At 74.5% G+C, this 13,806-nt stretch carries 16 protein-coding genes; 14 read left to right on the top strand and 2 right to left on the bottom strand.

Going from position 1 to position 13,806, the window contains the following annotated elements:
• Positions 1-52: 52 nt before the first annotated feature.
• On the top strand, positions 53-664 hold the full coding sequence (locus ACQP0N_RS17480) for a substrate-binding domain-containing protein (protein WP_433121679.1): 612 nt from the start codon (positions 53-55) through the stop codon (positions 662-664).
• A 76-nt stretch (positions 665-740) separates the two neighbouring features.
• On the top strand, positions 741-1,442 hold the full coding sequence (locus ACQP0N_RS17485) for an alpha/beta hydrolase (protein ID WP_433111606.1): 702 nt from the start codon (positions 741-743) through the stop codon (positions 1,440-1,442).
• Positions 1,443-1,455: 13 nt separating this feature from the next.
• On the opposite strand, the gene ACQP0N_RS17490 is transcribed toward ACQP0N_RS17485, so the two are convergent.
• Both ACQP0N_RS17490 and ACQP0N_RS17495 read right to left on the bottom strand, forming a co-directional pair.
• Entirely contained in the window at positions 1,456-2,580 is a 1,125-nt protein-coding gene (locus tag ACQP0N_RS17490; RefSeq protein WP_433111609.1) for an FUSC family protein, read from the bottom strand.
• Positions 2,581-2,733: 153 nt separating this feature from the next.
• The gene (locus tag ACQP0N_RS17495; protein ID WP_433111612.1) at positions 2,734-3,363 is read right to left on the bottom strand and encodes a TetR/AcrR family transcriptional regulator; all 630 of its coding nucleotides are present in this window, start codon (positions 3,361-3,363) and stop codon (positions 2,734-2,736) included.
• A 67-nt stretch (positions 3,364-3,430) separates the two neighbouring features.
• Here ACQP0N_RS17495 and ACQP0N_RS17500 point away from each other — a divergent pair, with 67 nt between their 5' ends.
• The 12 genes from ACQP0N_RS17500 (at position 3,431) to ACQP0N_RS17555 (ending at position 13,690) form a co-directional block, all read left to right on the top strand.
• The gene (locus tag ACQP0N_RS17500) at positions 3,431-4,594 is read left to right on the top strand and encodes an FAD-dependent oxidoreductase (RefSeq protein ID WP_433111615.1); all 1,164 of its coding nucleotides are present in this window, start codon (positions 3,431-3,433) and stop codon (positions 4,592-4,594) included.
• A 158-nt stretch (positions 4,595-4,752) separates the two neighbouring features.
• Positions 4,753-5,559 (top strand): LppM family (lipo)protein, encoded by an 807-nt coding sequence (locus ACQP0N_RS17505; protein WP_433111618.1) that lies wholly within the window; start codon positions 4,753-4,755, stop codon positions 5,557-5,559.
• 148 nt (positions 5,560-5,707) lie between these two features.
• The gene (locus ACQP0N_RS17510; RefSeq protein WP_355051204.1) at positions 5,708-6,043 is read left to right on the top strand and encodes a hypothetical protein; all 336 of its coding nucleotides are present in this window, start codon (positions 5,708-5,710) and stop codon (positions 6,041-6,043) included.
• A gap of 12 nt (positions 6,044-6,055) precedes the next feature.
• Entirely contained in the window at positions 6,056-6,664 is a 609-nt protein-coding gene (locus ACQP0N_RS17515) for a glycine zipper family protein (protein WP_433111621.1), read from the top strand.
• Positions 6,661-7,275 (top strand): hypothetical protein, encoded by a 615-nt coding sequence (locus ACQP0N_RS17520; protein ID WP_433111624.1) that lies wholly within the window; start codon positions 6,661-6,663, stop codon positions 7,273-7,275. Before ACQP0N_RS17515 ends, ACQP0N_RS17520 begins: the two co-directional genes overlap by 4 nt.
• A 106-nt stretch (positions 7,276-7,381) precedes the next feature.
• The gene (locus ACQP0N_RS17525; protein WP_355051207.1) at positions 7,382-8,611 is read left to right on the top strand and encodes a phage tail sheath subtilisin-like domain-containing protein; all 1,230 of its coding nucleotides are present in this window, start codon (positions 7,382-7,384) and stop codon (positions 8,609-8,611) included.
• Position 8,612: 1 nt separating this feature from the next.
• Complete coding sequence (locus ACQP0N_RS17530; RefSeq protein ID WP_355051208.1) at positions 8,613-9,095, top strand: phage tail protein; 483 nt, start codon at positions 8,613-8,615, stop codon at positions 9,093-9,095.
• Positions 9,096-9,416: 321 nt separating this feature from the next.
• Positions 9,417-10,397, top strand: a complete 981-nt coding sequence (locus ACQP0N_RS17535) for a hypothetical protein (RefSeq protein ID WP_433111628.1) — start codon at positions 9,417-9,419, stop codon at positions 10,395-10,397.
• The gene (locus ACQP0N_RS17540; RefSeq protein WP_433111631.1) at positions 10,397-12,277 is read left to right on the top strand and encodes a contractile injection system protein, VgrG/Pvc8 family; all 1,881 of its coding nucleotides are present in this window, start codon (positions 10,397-10,399) and stop codon (positions 12,275-12,277) included. The genes ACQP0N_RS17535 and ACQP0N_RS17540 overlap by 1 nt, the downstream gene beginning before the upstream one ends.
• The gene (locus ACQP0N_RS17545) at positions 12,244-12,924 is read left to right on the top strand and encodes a phage baseplate assembly protein V (protein WP_433111634.1); all 681 of its coding nucleotides are present in this window, start codon (positions 12,244-12,246) and stop codon (positions 12,922-12,924) included. Before ACQP0N_RS17540 ends, ACQP0N_RS17545 begins: the two co-directional genes overlap by 34 nt.
• Positions 12,924-13,262, top strand: a complete 339-nt coding sequence (locus tag ACQP0N_RS17550; protein WP_433111637.1) for a hypothetical protein — start codon at positions 12,924-12,926, stop codon at positions 13,260-13,262. Before ACQP0N_RS17545 ends, ACQP0N_RS17550 begins: the two co-directional genes overlap by 1 nt.
• The gene (locus ACQP0N_RS17555; protein WP_433111640.1) at positions 13,259-13,690 is read left to right on the top strand and encodes a GPW/gp25 family protein; all 432 of its coding nucleotides are present in this window, start codon (positions 13,259-13,261) and stop codon (positions 13,688-13,690) included. The genes ACQP0N_RS17550 and ACQP0N_RS17555 overlap by 4 nt, the downstream gene beginning before the upstream one ends.
• Positions 13,691-13,806 lie beyond the last annotated feature (116 nt).

Consider the following 13,806-nt stretch of genomic DNA (forward strand, 5'->3'; position numbering starts at 1 on the left):
TGCCGCTGGGCGACCCGCGCGGCCTCGACCAGCTCGCCGCCGACCGCAGCGTGTGCGGGGTCGTGCTGGTCAACACCACCGAGGACCTGCTGGCGGCCGTACCCCGGGCGCTGCACGGCCGGATCGCCTCGATCGGCATCGGCTCGGCCACGGTGCCGTCGTTCGACGTCGACAACACCACCGGCGCGGGCGCGGTGTTACGCCACCTGTACGGGACGGGCCGCCGTCGGATCGCCATGGTGACCGGTCCGCGGTGGCTGCCGTGCGCGCAGCGGCCGGTGCGGGCGTACCGCCACCTGATGCGCGAGGCCGGCCTGCCGGAGCGGGTCGTGTGGGGGACTTCACGGCAGCGCGGGGCCGGGAGGCGGCCGGCGAGGCGCTGCGGCGCTGGCCGGACGTCGACGCGATCTACGCGATCAGCGACGAGACGGCCCTCGGGGTGATCGCGGAGCTGCGCGAGGAGGGCGTCCGGGTGCCCGGTGACGTCGCGGTGGCCGGCTTCGACGACATCCCGCTGGCCGGCATGACCGCGCCGGCGCTGACCACCGCGAGCCACCCAGTGGGCCGGATCGCCGCCGCGGCGGCCGCCGCCGTGCTGGCCGGTCGCCCGGGAGCGCCCGTGACGCTCTTCCCGTCCGACCTGGTGACCCGGGACAGCGCCTGAGCGGCCGCCCGGTTAACCGGCGGCCGGCCGGGTAACCGCCTCGCACCTCTCGTCGACCGCGAGGAGTTGGTGGCCCGTGTCCGACCCCGCGCCGCCGAGCCGGGCGCCCGCGCAGGGTCACCGGCACGGCCGGTTGACCACACGCCCACACCCGCCGGTGGTGGCCGGGCCGAGCGGCATCGTGCCGCTGCCCGGCGGTGACGGTGGCCGGCCCGCGATGGCGTACGTGCCGGAGCCGGCCGCCGACGGGGCCGCGTACCGGCTGGTGGTGCTCCTGCACGGGGCGGGTGGCTCCGCCCGGCACGGCCTGGACCTGCTGCTGCCGGTCGCGGACGCGCACCACCTGCTGCTGATCGCCCCGCAGTCGTCGGCGACCAGTTGGGACCTGATCGCCGGTGGCCTCGGGGTGGACGTCGGGCACATCGACGCGTTGCTGGCCAGCGCGTTCGACGGCTACCCGGTACAGGGTGTGACGCTCGGCGGTTTCTCCGACGGCGCGTCGTACGCGCTCTCGCTGGGCCTGGCCAACGGCGACCTGGTCGACGCGGTGCTGGCCTTCTCCCCCGGCTTCGCCGCGCCGCCGGTCGTCCGTGGGCGACCACGGATCTTCGTCTCGCACGGGGTGGACGACCCGGTGCTACCCGTCGACGTGTGCAGCCGCCGCTTCGTGCCGCACCTGCGCGGGATCGGCTACGACGTCACCTACGAGGAGTTCCCGGGCGGCCACGAGCTGCCCGCGGACATCCGCGCGAGGGCCACCGGGTGGCTCACCGGGTGACCCTCGGTGTCGGTCAGACGGCGGGTAGGCCGAGGGCCGCGTCCACGCGGGCCAGGACGGCGACGTCGTCGTCGGGGTGCACGCCCCGCAGCAGGTCGATCGCCGTCGCCCGGACCTGGCCGATGATCATGGCGAGGGGGAGGGTCTGGGTCGACCCGAAGAGCTGCCCCGCGGTACGGACGGCAGCCAGCGCCGCCTCGTCGGCCCGCAGGGCGTGCCGGTCGGCGACCTCCTCCTGCCCGTCCAGGTCGGCGGCGAGCGCCGCGCCGGCCTCCCGGACCGCCTCCACCAGGCAGCGCAGCGCGTCGCCCAGTTCGGGCGGGGTGGGGGTCCCGAGTCGACTGAGCGTCACGCCCGCGCGGGCCAGCACCCGGACGTTGCGGACCACGTAGTCGATCTGCCGGACCGACTCGTCCACCGACCGCAACCGACCGATGTGCCGGCGTCGGCGCACGTTGAGCCGCAGCGCCTCGCCGGCGGCCAGCACGCCGTCCCGCAGCCCGTCGACCCGGGCGTCCATGCCCCGGGCCCGCGCCAGGGCGGCCACCGCCGCCGGCTCGTCGCGCCCGTCCAGCGCGTCGGCGATCTCGCCCAGCAGACCGGCCAGCTCGTCGAACGTGCGCCGCACCTCGACGACGAGCGGCGCGAGCGGGTGCCGGGCGTCGACGAGGAGGCTGACGGCGAGCGCCACCGCGCCGCCGATCAGCGCGTCGACGAAGCGGAACGGCACCAGTGACCCGTCCGGCGGCGCGACCACCACCAGGTAGAGCGCGGAGACGGCGGCCTGCACGAGGGTGACGCCGGTGGCGCCGAAGGCGACCGCGAGCAGGACGGTGAGCAGGATGACCGTGCAGACCGTCCACGTGCTGCCGGGGCCGAGCGCCTGCACGACCAGGTCCGCGACGAGCACCCCGGCGGCCACCCCGAGCACGACCTCGACGGCCCGCCGGATGCGCTGCCCACGGGCCTGACCGAGGACGATCAGCGCGGCGGCCGGCGCGAAGAACGGCTGTGGATGCCCGAGCAGGCGGGTGGCGAGCAGCCAGGCCACGGTCGCCGCGACGGTCGCCTCCAGCACCGGCCGCCACCCCTGGCGCAACCGGTGGCCGGCGACCCGCAGGCCCGCGAACCACGCCATCGCCACCTCCCACCGGTCGACCGACGCGTTGTACGGCCGTCAGCGATCACCGGCGTCCGCCGGCTCGCTCCCTCCGCGATCGTCCACCATCGCGCGGCGCAGCCGCCTACCGGGCCGCCCGCCGACCGCCGTCGCGCGATCACCGGCCCCCGGTCACCTCCCGGTCAGGGCGCGCAGCAGCGTACGGACGGCGTCCGCGAGATCGGCGCGGCTGGCCGGGGTGCCCGGGGTCGGGGCGGTGAGCGCGCCCGTGCCGACCAGCCGGTCGAAGAGCAACCCGTCGACGTACGCGACGAACTGGTCGCCCTGCCGGTCCGGGTCGGTGGCGCCGGCTCGGGTCAGCAGGTCGCGGGACTGGGCCCGGATGCCGGTGCCGTGTCGCAGGATGCCGCGTAGTTCGGGGCGGTGCACCGCCTCCAGCAGGCAGGCGTAGCGGGCCAGGGTACGGCTGCGTCCCACGCTCAGCCACCGGTCGAGCACCTCGGCCACCCCGGCGGCGAGCTGGTCGAGGTCGTCGCCGTCCAGGCGCGGACCGGGCTGTGGGGTGGGCGGCTCGGTCGGCAGGTCGTACGCGGCCAGGTCGATCCGGTCCCGCTCGACGAGGCGCTGCACCACCGCCTCGATCAGCGCCTGGCGGGTGCGTAGGTACGCCGAGGTGGTGCCGGGCGGCAGCTCGGCGCGGGCGTCGACGGCCCGGTGGGTGAGCGCCCGCATGCCGCCATCGGCGATCAGCTCGATGGCCGCGTCGGTCAACAGCGCGATCCGGTGGGCGCGGGCGTTCAACGGGGTTCCTCCTCTGCGCGGTGCGCAGGTAGTATCGCTCTTCTACAGGTGTAGAAAGGTGGTCGACATGAGCGACTCGCACGCCGTGGTGGTCGGCGGCGGCATCGGCGGGCTGAGCGCGGCTCTCGCCCTGCACCGGCGCGGCTGGCGGGTCACCGTGCTGGAACGCGCCCCGGAGCTGCGCGAGGTGGGCGCCGGCCTGACTCTGATGACCAACGCGCTACGCGCCCTGGACGCCCTCGGCCTCAGCTCGGCCCTGCGGTCCAACGCGCACGCCGAGGCCCCCGGTGGGGTCCGCGACCGACAGGGCCGGTGGCTGTCCCGCATGGACGCGGCAGAGATGGTCCGACAGCTCGGCACCAGCGCGCTCGGCGTCCACCGGGCCACCCTGCACCGCATCCTGCGCGAGGCGCTGCCCGCGTCGTCGCTGCACACCGGGGCCGAGGTCGAGCACGTCGACTCCGACCCCGACCGCGCGACGGTGCGCTACCGCGGGCCCGACGGCCCGCGAACCCTCCACGCCGACCTGGTGGTCGGCGCCGACGGCCTGCGCAGCCGGCTGCGCGCCCAGCTCTGGCCGGAGATCCCCGCCCCGGTGTACGCGGGCTCGACGGCCTGGCGGGCCGCGATCGCGTTCCCGGAACCGATCCCGACCGCGATCACCTGGGGCCCGGCCGCCGAGTTCGGCATGGTGCCGATCGGCGACGGCTGGCTCTACTGGTACGCGGCCCGCAACGCCCCGCCCGGCGGCCACGCCCCGGACGAGCTGGCGGCGGTTCGGGAGCACTTCGGCACGTGGCACGACCCCATCCCCGCGCTGTTGGCGGCGACCCCGCCCGGGGCGGTGCTGCGCAACGACATCCACCACCTGGCCACACCGCTGCCGTCCTACGTGCGGGGCCGGGTGGCGCTGCTCGGCGACGCGGCCCACGCGATGACGCCGAACCTCGGGCAGGGCGCCGGCCAGGCCATCGAGGACGCGGTGGTGCTCGGCGCGGCCTGCGCCGGGGGCGCGCAGGGGTTGCCGGCCGCCCTGGCGGCGTACGACGAGCAGCGTCGCCCCCGCACCCAGGCCATCGCCCGCGCGTCCCTGCGCGCCGGGCGGTACGGCCAGCAACTGCGGAGCCCTCTCGCCCTCGCGGCCCGTACCGCCGCGCTGCGCCTCGTCCCGGCCAGCGTCACGCTGCGGAGCATGACCTGGTGCGTCGACTGGCGACCGCCGCAGGGCTGAGTCGCCCGTCAATACGGCCGGCGGCGCAAAGCTTCAGTCTATTCTTCGGGACCGCTCACTGCCTCGGCCAAATACGACAGTGCGCCGGTACAATCGGCGACTACCTAGTGACCGATCGCTGACTGCTCATAGTGAATTGGATCACACACACTGAGCGCATGAACAGGAGCGTCAACCGCGGTAGGGCACTCCGCGTCGCGGTGTGCCTCCTTCTTCTCGCCGCGTTGAGCGGCTGCATGCAACTCAACATGGGGCTCACCGTGAACGCCGACGACACGGTCGACGGGCAGTTGCTGCTGACCGCCCAGAAGTCGGTGCTGAGCTCCCAGAACAAGAACATTCCGGCCGCGTTCGCCGAGCTGCGGAAGAACATTCCGGCGCTGCCTCCCGGCGAGGAGACGGGCTACGAGGACAGCAAGCTCTTCGGCGCACAGATCAATTACCGCAAGGCGCCGCTGGCGGGCTTCGACAGCGAGAGCGTCAAACTGGTCCGGGACGGCGACTTCTACCGTTTCACGTTACCGCTGGATCCGAAGAAATACGGCGGGAAAGCCGCCCAGCAGAATCCAGAACAGCAGCAGGCCTTCCTCAAGCTGATGTCGTTCGAGATCTCGGTGACCTTTCCCGGACGGGTGATCGACACCAATGGCACCGTCAACGGTCGATCGGTCACCTGGAAGGTCGACTCCAACCAGGACAAGCCGATGGAATTGCGTGCCGTCGCCGAGGCGCCGCCGCGCCCCTCGGCCTCGCCGGCAGCCGCCGACACCGACTCGGGTGGTTTCCCGTGGCTGCTGGTCGTCGGCGGCGTACTCCTGCTGCTCGTCCTCACCGCTGTGGCCGTACTCCTGTTGCGTCGCCGTCGTTCGACGGCGCCGGCGGCAGCCGGTCCGACCGCGACCGACCCGACCGCGCCCGGCCCGACCCCGCCGGGGCCGCCCGCCGGCGCGCCCGGGCCCGGCTGACGCATCCGGTGGCCGGCCTCGGCCGGCCGCGTCCCCGCTCCGGCCGCCCCGCGACGACGGCGACCGGCGTCGGTGCTCCCCGCGCGGGAGCGCCGGCCTCACCACCACCACATCCCGGTCGCACCACTGCAGAAAAGGGGGGATCGCCGTGAACGATCTCTTCACCTGGGCAGCCCTGGGCAGTCTCGCGGGAGCGAGCGCCGCCACCCTGCTGGCCACCAACGTCATCGGCGGGTTGATCGGTCCGAGCGGCGACAAGCTCCGCAAGTGGATCGCCATCGCCATCGCCCTGCTGCTGTCCTACCTCTCGGCGGCGTTCGCCGACGAGGTCGGCGGCGAGAAGTGGGTCATCGCGTTCTTCAACGCGCTGGTCATCTTCTCCGCCGCGCTCGGCGTCAACCAGTTCCCGCCCGGCAACCGGCAGGCCACCCCCACCCAGCTCGCGAGCGGTCGCGAGCCCCGCGTCTTCCGCTCCTGGGTCTGAGGGGGTGTCGTCATGATCTTCGGAATCCTCAGCGCGGTGATCCAGATGGCTGCCGGCGCCGTCTTCGGCCTCCTGGCCGGCGGGCCGATCGGCCTGCTCGTCGGGGCCGTCGTGGGCCTGCTGGTCGGGGCCGTGTTCGGCTGGGCGGTCACCTCCGCCGGGGTGTACGCCCCGGACGCGCGCGGCATCGTCCTCTTCGTTGTCGACCATACGTGGAGCCTGCTCAACACGCTGGTCGGAGCCATCTACCTGGTCGTGCACCTCGTCTTCGGACACTCGTTGGACCGGCCCACGTCGGCCGCCAGCGGCCGGGTCTGCGTGGTGGAGGGGGTCTCCCCGCGCTACGCCACCACCATCGGCACCGTCTGCGCGGGATCCAACTCCGGCATCCAACGCCACGAGGACGTGCACATCTTCCAGGCGCGACTGCTCGGACCGCTGTACATCCCGCTGGTGCTGGCGAACTACGCGCTCTTCACGATCGCGCCGATCTGGCTGCTCTACCACGACCACACCAACGCGCCGATCAACCGGTTCACCCGCTACTTCGAGATCGGCGTCTACCCGCACGTGTGGAACGAGGCCATCGCGTACCGCATCCAGGGGACGCCGCCGCGATGACCGTCGACGGGCGCGGACCGATCGAGACGGCCACCGCCGAGCTGGTCGAATGGCTGACCGGCGCGGCGGGGGAACCAGTCCCGATCGGTCCACCCCGCGCGGGCGGCGACGCCGACGGGCTGACCCTGTGGCCCCTCGAACTGCGCCCGGCCCAGCAGACGCGCTCCAGCGGCGCGGTCCGCGAGCCGTACCGCTTCACGGTCCGCTACCTGCTCAGCGTGGCCGGTCCGGCCGGGCTCGCCGTGCTGGACCGGGTGCTCACCGCCACGACCCGGGACGGCCGCTACCCGGTGGTGCTGGAAGCCGGAGCGGCGGCGCTGTGGCGCGCGCTGGACGCCGCGCCCCGCCCGGCGCTGCTGATCGACGTACCGGCTCAGGTGGACCACCCGACAGCGGCCGCGCCCCGGTCCTGCAGCCGCTGCGGCTGCGTCAGGTCACGGTGCGCGCGCTCGCGGGCCGGGTCGTCGGCCCGCAGGACCAGCCCCTCGCCGCGATGCGCGTCGAGGTGCCGGGCACGACGTCCGCGACCCGCACCGGGCCCGACGGCCGGTTCCAGATCGCCGGGGTCCCGCACGACCCCGAACACCCCCGCCCGGTACGGCTGCGGCTGAGCGGTCGCGGGCTCGTGCTCACCGCCGACGTGGACGCGGACGACGACGACATCGTCATCGTCTGCGCTCCACCGACCCACTGACGCCCACCCGCACAGGAGGACCGATGCCCAGCTACTTCTCCCCCGGCATCTACGTCGAGGAGGTCCCCAGCGGCGCCCGACCGATCGGCCCGGTGAGCACCAGCATCGCCGCGTTCGTCGGCGTCGCCCCGAACCGCGACGCCCACCTGGGCAAGGCCGTACCGGTCAACAACTGGACCGAGTTCCTGCGGCTCTTCGCCGACGGCGACCAGGTCGAGAGCACCCCCCTCGCGCGGGCCGTCTTCGGTTTCCTGGACAACGGGGGCGCGCGCTGCTGGGTGGTCAACGTCGGCGACGGTGGCGCCATCACCGGCACCGGCAAGCAACGCGGCGGCCTGCAACTGCTGGAGGCCGTCGACGAGATCTCCATCATCGCCGCTCCGGGCTTCTCCGACCCGGTGTCCCACGACGCGCTGATCAGCATGGCCGAGCGGACCCGCACCATGGTGGCGATCTGCGACCCGGCCCCGGACATCGACGACATCTCCGCGCTGACCCGGGTCGCCACCCCGTCCTCCGGCAAGCCGCCGAAACCCGCCGAGGGTGGCGGCCCTGCCGCTGGTCCGGGCGGCGGGGAGGGACCCCCGGCGTACCGGCCCCGGCAGTCCGAGTTCGCCGCGTTCTACTACCCGTACCTACAGGTCCGTGACCCGATCACCGGCGAGCTGGAACTGACGCCGCCGAGCGGGCACCTGGCCGGCATCTGGGCCCGCACCGACGCCCTGCGCGGCGTGCACAAGGCGCCGGCCAACGAACCGGTCCGGGGCGCCGTCGACCTCGGCTACCGGGTCACCCGCCCCGAGCACGACGTGCTCAACCCCAAGGGCGTCAACGTGATCCGCTACTTCGCCGGCGAGGGCATCCGCGTCTGGGGCGCCCGTACGCTCGCCGCCGAGGCCAGCGAGTGGCGCTACCTCAACGTCCGGCGACTCAGCATCGCCATCGAACAGGCCATCGCCAACGGCACCCGGTGGATGGTCTTCGAACCGAACGACTTCACCCTCTGGCGCTCGATCCGGCGCGACATCGGGGCGTTCCTCACCCGGGTGTGGCGCGACGGCGCGCTGCTGGGGCGCAGCCCCGAGGAGGCGTTCTTCGTCAAGTGCGACGAGGAGACCAACCCGCCGGACGTCCGCGACGCCGGCATGGTGATCGCCCACATCGGTATTGCCGTCGTCAAGCCCGCCGAATTCGTGGTGTTCAAGCTCAGCCAGTGGGCCGGCGGCACCGAGACCGAGACGATCGGAGGCTGACATGGCCACTCCCGCCACCCCGCAGCCCGGCGCGCCCGTCGACCCGTACCGGGCCTACAACTTCCGGTTGCTCATCAACGGCGTCACCAACGGCCACTTCACCGAGATGAGCGGACTGGAGGTGAACATCCCCGGGCAGCCGTACCGGGAGCACGGCCCCGGACCGACGCGGATGGTCCCCGGCCAGGCCGAGTACGAGCCGGTGACACTGCACTTCGGCCTCACCGCGTCCCGTGAGCTGTGGGACTGGGTGAACGCCACCGCCAAGGGCACCCTCAACCGCCGCAACGTGTCGGTGGTGCTGCTCGACGCGGCGGGCACCGCCGAGGTGCTGCGCTGGAACCTGATCGACGCGTGGCCCACCCGGTGGCGCGGAGCGCACCTCAACACGGTGAGCCACGAGATCGCCATCGCGTCGCTGACGCTGCGCTACGAGGGCCTCGAACTGGAGGCCGGCGGTGCCGCCGCGCCGACGCCCGCGTAGCTGGCTGGCCGGTCGCCTCCGCTCGGTGGCCGGCGCGGTGCAGCGCCTCGCCGGACGCGTCGACACCCCGACCGCCGAGCCGGAACATCCGGCGGACCCGCCGCGTCGTCTCGGCGAGCCGCCGCAGCACTGGGTGGACCTGGTGGCCGCGCACGCCCCGGCCTGCTCCGTGAGCTGGACGTCGACGTCGACCAGGCCGTGCCGACGCGGAACGAGACTCCGCCGGGCGCGGCGCCAACGCGGCGGCCGGACCGCTCGGGCGACTCGGGCGACCCGGGCGACCCGGCGTTCAGACCGGTCGCCAGTCGGACCGACCGGCCGGTGGCGGGTCGGACCGACCGGCCGACCACCGCCCACGGCCGATTCGGCGACCCGCAGCCGCGCGCCCGACCGGGCAGCGCTCGTGATCACGTCCACCCTCGTCCCGAGGCGGGCGGTCCCGGACACCCGGACGGCGGGTCCGAACGACGGCTCGCGATCGTCCGCCCAGCGATCCCGGACGGCAGCGGGACGGCCCGGTCCGATGGCTCCGCGTCGGCGAACGGGCGTGCCAGCGCGGCGAGCGTCGGCGGGCCGTTCCGCGCGCCCGGTGCCGCCCACCACCCCGGGGAGGCGGTCGCCATCCCCGGCACCGCGCCACATCTGCCCCCCACGCCGGTGCCGCCCGGCGAAGGTTTCGGCACCTCCGCAAGGGCTCTCTCTCGACGACCCGCTCTGGACGCCACGACGTCGCGGCACGGACGCGGCGACGGCAGGGCGGGCGGACCGTCCTGGCCCGCACTGCCGGACGAGCCGGCTGGGCCGGCCCGACTCGCGGAGCACCCCACTGAGGGTCAGCCCCACGCCGGCCACCATCTCGAACAGCACCGCGACCGGCTCCCCGAGCACCACCTCCGTGGACGCTCCCGGCAGTTGCCCGAGCAGCACGCGAGCCGGCTCCCTGACCAGCAACCAACGGGCCGGTACGGGGAGCCGGAGGGGCCCGCACAGCACGACGCACCACGCCACGGCCCGCGCACCCGGCCGGACCGCGACCAGCGCGCCGACTACCCGTACGCCGCTGTGCGGCACGGCGGCGAGGTCGGGCGGTGGGACGCCCGACCGGGGTACCGGACGGGCACCGCCGAGGTCGACGGCACCGGGCACTGGCCGGTGAGCGCGCCGTTCCCGTCGGCGGCCGTCGGGCCCGGCGTGGACCCGTGGCCGGCTCTACCGGATGACGGACCGCTGTGGACGGTGCCCGGCGCGGCGCTCGACGCGGGCCACGAGCGCCGGCTCGACCGGGAGCAGGCGGGCGGCTGATGGAACGCGTCGCCTTCCTCATCGACTCCACCGGGGAGCGGGTGGACTGCCTGCTCAACCCGGAGACCGTGCAGGTGACCCGGCTCGCCGGCGTACGCCATCGGGGTGCGGGCGGCGCGCAGCTCACCGGTTCCGGTCTGGCCGACGACCCGCTGGTCTTCACCGGCGGTGGTCGTACGGAGTTGGTGCTGGATCTGCTCTTCGACGTCGACTTCGTCCAGGCGCAGGTGCGCCCCACCGACGTACGGATGCTGACCCGACCGTTGTGGATGCTGGCGGAGAACTCCGACGTCGAGCACGGCTGGTTGCGTCCGCCGCTGGTCCGGCTGGTCTGGGGCAAGACGTGGAACGTGCCGGGCGTGATCGTGGCGGTGGCCGAGCGGTTCGACGCGTTCACCGGTACCGGCTCGCCCCGGCGCTCCTGGCTGCGGCTGAAGCTGGTCCGGACCGCCGAGAGCGCCGACCAGGCGCAGGCCGGCTTCGCCGAGGAGCTCGCCGCGGCGAGTACGCCGGTCGCCGCACCGGGCAGCGCCGTGGTCGCGGCCGGCGACGGCGCGACCGAGCCGGGCCACGCCGGTGTCCGTTTCGACCTGCTGGCCAACGACGCGCTCGGCTCGCCGCTGCGGTGGCGGCTGCTGGCCGAACACAACCGGATCACCGACCCGCTCGCGGTGCCGGCCGGTACGACCCTCGCGGTTCCCCCGTCGGCCCGGGCGGCTCCGCGCCGGAGTCGGCGCTCGGCGCGATGGCACGGGCCGGCGGGTCGTTCGTGGACGCCTCGATCGCCGCCGCCGCGAGTTGGGCCGCCTCGGTCGCGGCCGCGACCGGGACCGGCCCGACCGGAACGGCCACCGCGACCCGGACCGGCCCGACCGGAACGGCCACCGCGAGCGGGACCGCGTCGGCCGGCGGCGCACCAGTCGCGGGGGTACGCCGTGACCAGCGTCGCGCCCCGCGCGCTGACCGTCCTGCTCGACGGCGTCGAGCTGAACGCCGTGGCCCGCCAGCGGATCCGCTCGCTGCGGGTGGCCGCGCGGCTCGACCAGCCGACCCAGGCGGAGCTGGTCCTCGCGACCGCCGCCGGCACCGCGGCGCTCGACCCGGCCGTGCGCCCCGGAACGACCCTCGACGTACGGCTCGCCGACCACGCCGACGCGCTGTTCGTCGGGGAGGTGACCTGCGTGGAGGTCGAGTACGCCGCCGATGGCGCGGTCGTGCTGCGGCTGCGGGCGTACGACGCCCTGCACCGGCTGCGCAAGCGGCAGGATCTGCGGGTCTTCACCTCGGTGACGGCGGCGGAGCTGGCCCGGGACCTGTGCGGCGGGGTGGGGCTGACCGTGACGGCCGAGGACGACGGCCCGCGGCTGGAACGGTTGGTCCAGCACCGGCACAGTGATCTGGAGCTGCTCTGCGAGGTCGCCGGGCGGGCCGGGCTGCACCTGGCCGCCGACGGCGACGGCGTACGACTGGTGACCCTCGCCGGCTACGGCGAGCCGGTCCCGCTGACCCTCGGCGGGGGTGTGCACACCCTGCGGTTGTCCACGAACGCGGACCAGGCCAGCGGCGCGAGCGTCGCGTTGGGGTGGCACCCGCAGCGGGCCGAGCCGATCAGCCAGCGGGCCGACGAAGCGCGCTGCGGTCGGCCGTCCGGTGACCGTCCGGACCCGGCCGACGTGGGGGCCGACGGCGTGCGCACCGCCGTCGACCAGCCGGGGCGCAGCGACGACGAGGTGGCGGCGCTGGCCCAGGCGCGACTGGACCTGCGCGCCGCCGCCCTGTCCACCGCCGAGGGGTGGCCGAGGGTGATCCGGCGCTGCGGCCGGGCCGGCGGATCGACCTGGCGGGGGTGCCCGACCCTCTCGCGGGGGCGTACGTGCTGACCGAGGTGGTGCACACCGTGGACGGCGAGGGGCACCTCACCCGGTTCTCGACCGTGCCACCGGCCACGACGCCCACGGCGGTCGGCGGCGCGGTCGTCACGCTCGGCACCGTGACCGACGTGGCCGACCCGGACGGGATGGGCCGGGTACGGCTGACCCTGCCCGCGTACGGGGATCTGGACGCCGGTTGGCTCGGCGTGCTCTGCCCGGGTGCGGGGCGCGGCAAGGGTCTGGTGGCGCTCCCCGATCCGGACGACACCGTGCTGGTGGTGCTGCCCGGCGGCGAGCCGGCCTCGGGCATCGTGCTGGGTTCGCTGTTCGGGGCCGTCGAGCCGTACGACGCGGGCATCGACGACGGTCGGGCGCGGCGCTGGACGCTGCGCACGGCCGGCGGACAGTCGATCGTCGTGGACGACGTACAGCGCAGCCTGCGGCTCGGCACCGAGGGCGGCAGTTGGCTGGAGCTCACCCCCGACCTGGCCACCCTGCACGCGGCGACGGACCTGGTGATCTCCGCACCGGGCCGGGCCATGGTGGTCCGCGCCCGCAGCGTGGACTTCCTGCACGCCGAGGCGACCGAGGACCCGACCACCGCGGCGCGGCAGGCCCGTTCGCTCGCCCGCGCCCACCACGAAGGAGGCGGCTGATGCGTTGGATCCACCGCGACTCGGTGATCGCCTGTGACCACGACGGCCGGGTCGAGAACCAACCGTCGCAGCGGTGGGTGACCGTCACCGCCGTGCCGGTGCTGGTGGACGACGACCCGGAGGGACGGAAGATCGTCGCCTGCCCGAACTACGGCCCGACCATCAAACCGTGCGCGAAGACGCGGACCGTCCACGTCGGCTACAGCGACTGGCTCCGCGTCGACGGACACCGGGTGGTGCTCTCGCACCTGGAGGGCTTCACCGACGGCACACCGCCGGACGCGATCCACCACACCGTCCGCGACCCCCGGCAGCGCTTCCTGGGGGCGGACCGGTGAGGGCGTTCCGCTTCGTCGGGGCCGGCTTCGACGCCGGCCGGGCCGGCGGGTTGGCGCTCACCGCCGCCGGCGGGCTGGCCATGACCGAGGGCGACGAGAGCGTACGCCAGGCGCTGTTCCTGCTGTTGTCGACGACGCCCGGCGAGCGGCTGATGCGACCCGGGTACGGCTCCCGGCTGCACCGGCTGATCTTCGCGCCCAACGACGACACCACGGCCGGGCTGGCGATCCACTACGTGCGGCAGGCCATCGCCCGCTGGGAGCCCCGGGTCGAGGTCATCGACGTCGACGCCGGGCCCGACGTGGACGACGCGTGGCGGCTGGTGATCCGGCTCGACTACCGGGTGCGGGCCAGCCTCACGCCCGGCCAGTTGGTGTTCTCCGTGGATCTGCTCCCCGCCGACGACGAACCGGGAGAATCGTCATGACGCTGCCCGTGCCGCACCTGGACGACCGGGGGTTCCTCGATCTCGTCACCGAGGCCCGCGAGCGGATCCGCCAGTCCTGCCCCGGCTGGACCGACCTGTCGGCACACGACCCGGGC

The sequence above is a fragment of the Micromonospora sp. CA-246542 genome, assembly GCF_050942905.1.
In the GTDB taxonomy this organism is placed as follows: Bacteria; Actinomycetota; Actinomycetes; order Mycobacteriales; family Micromonosporaceae; genus Micromonospora.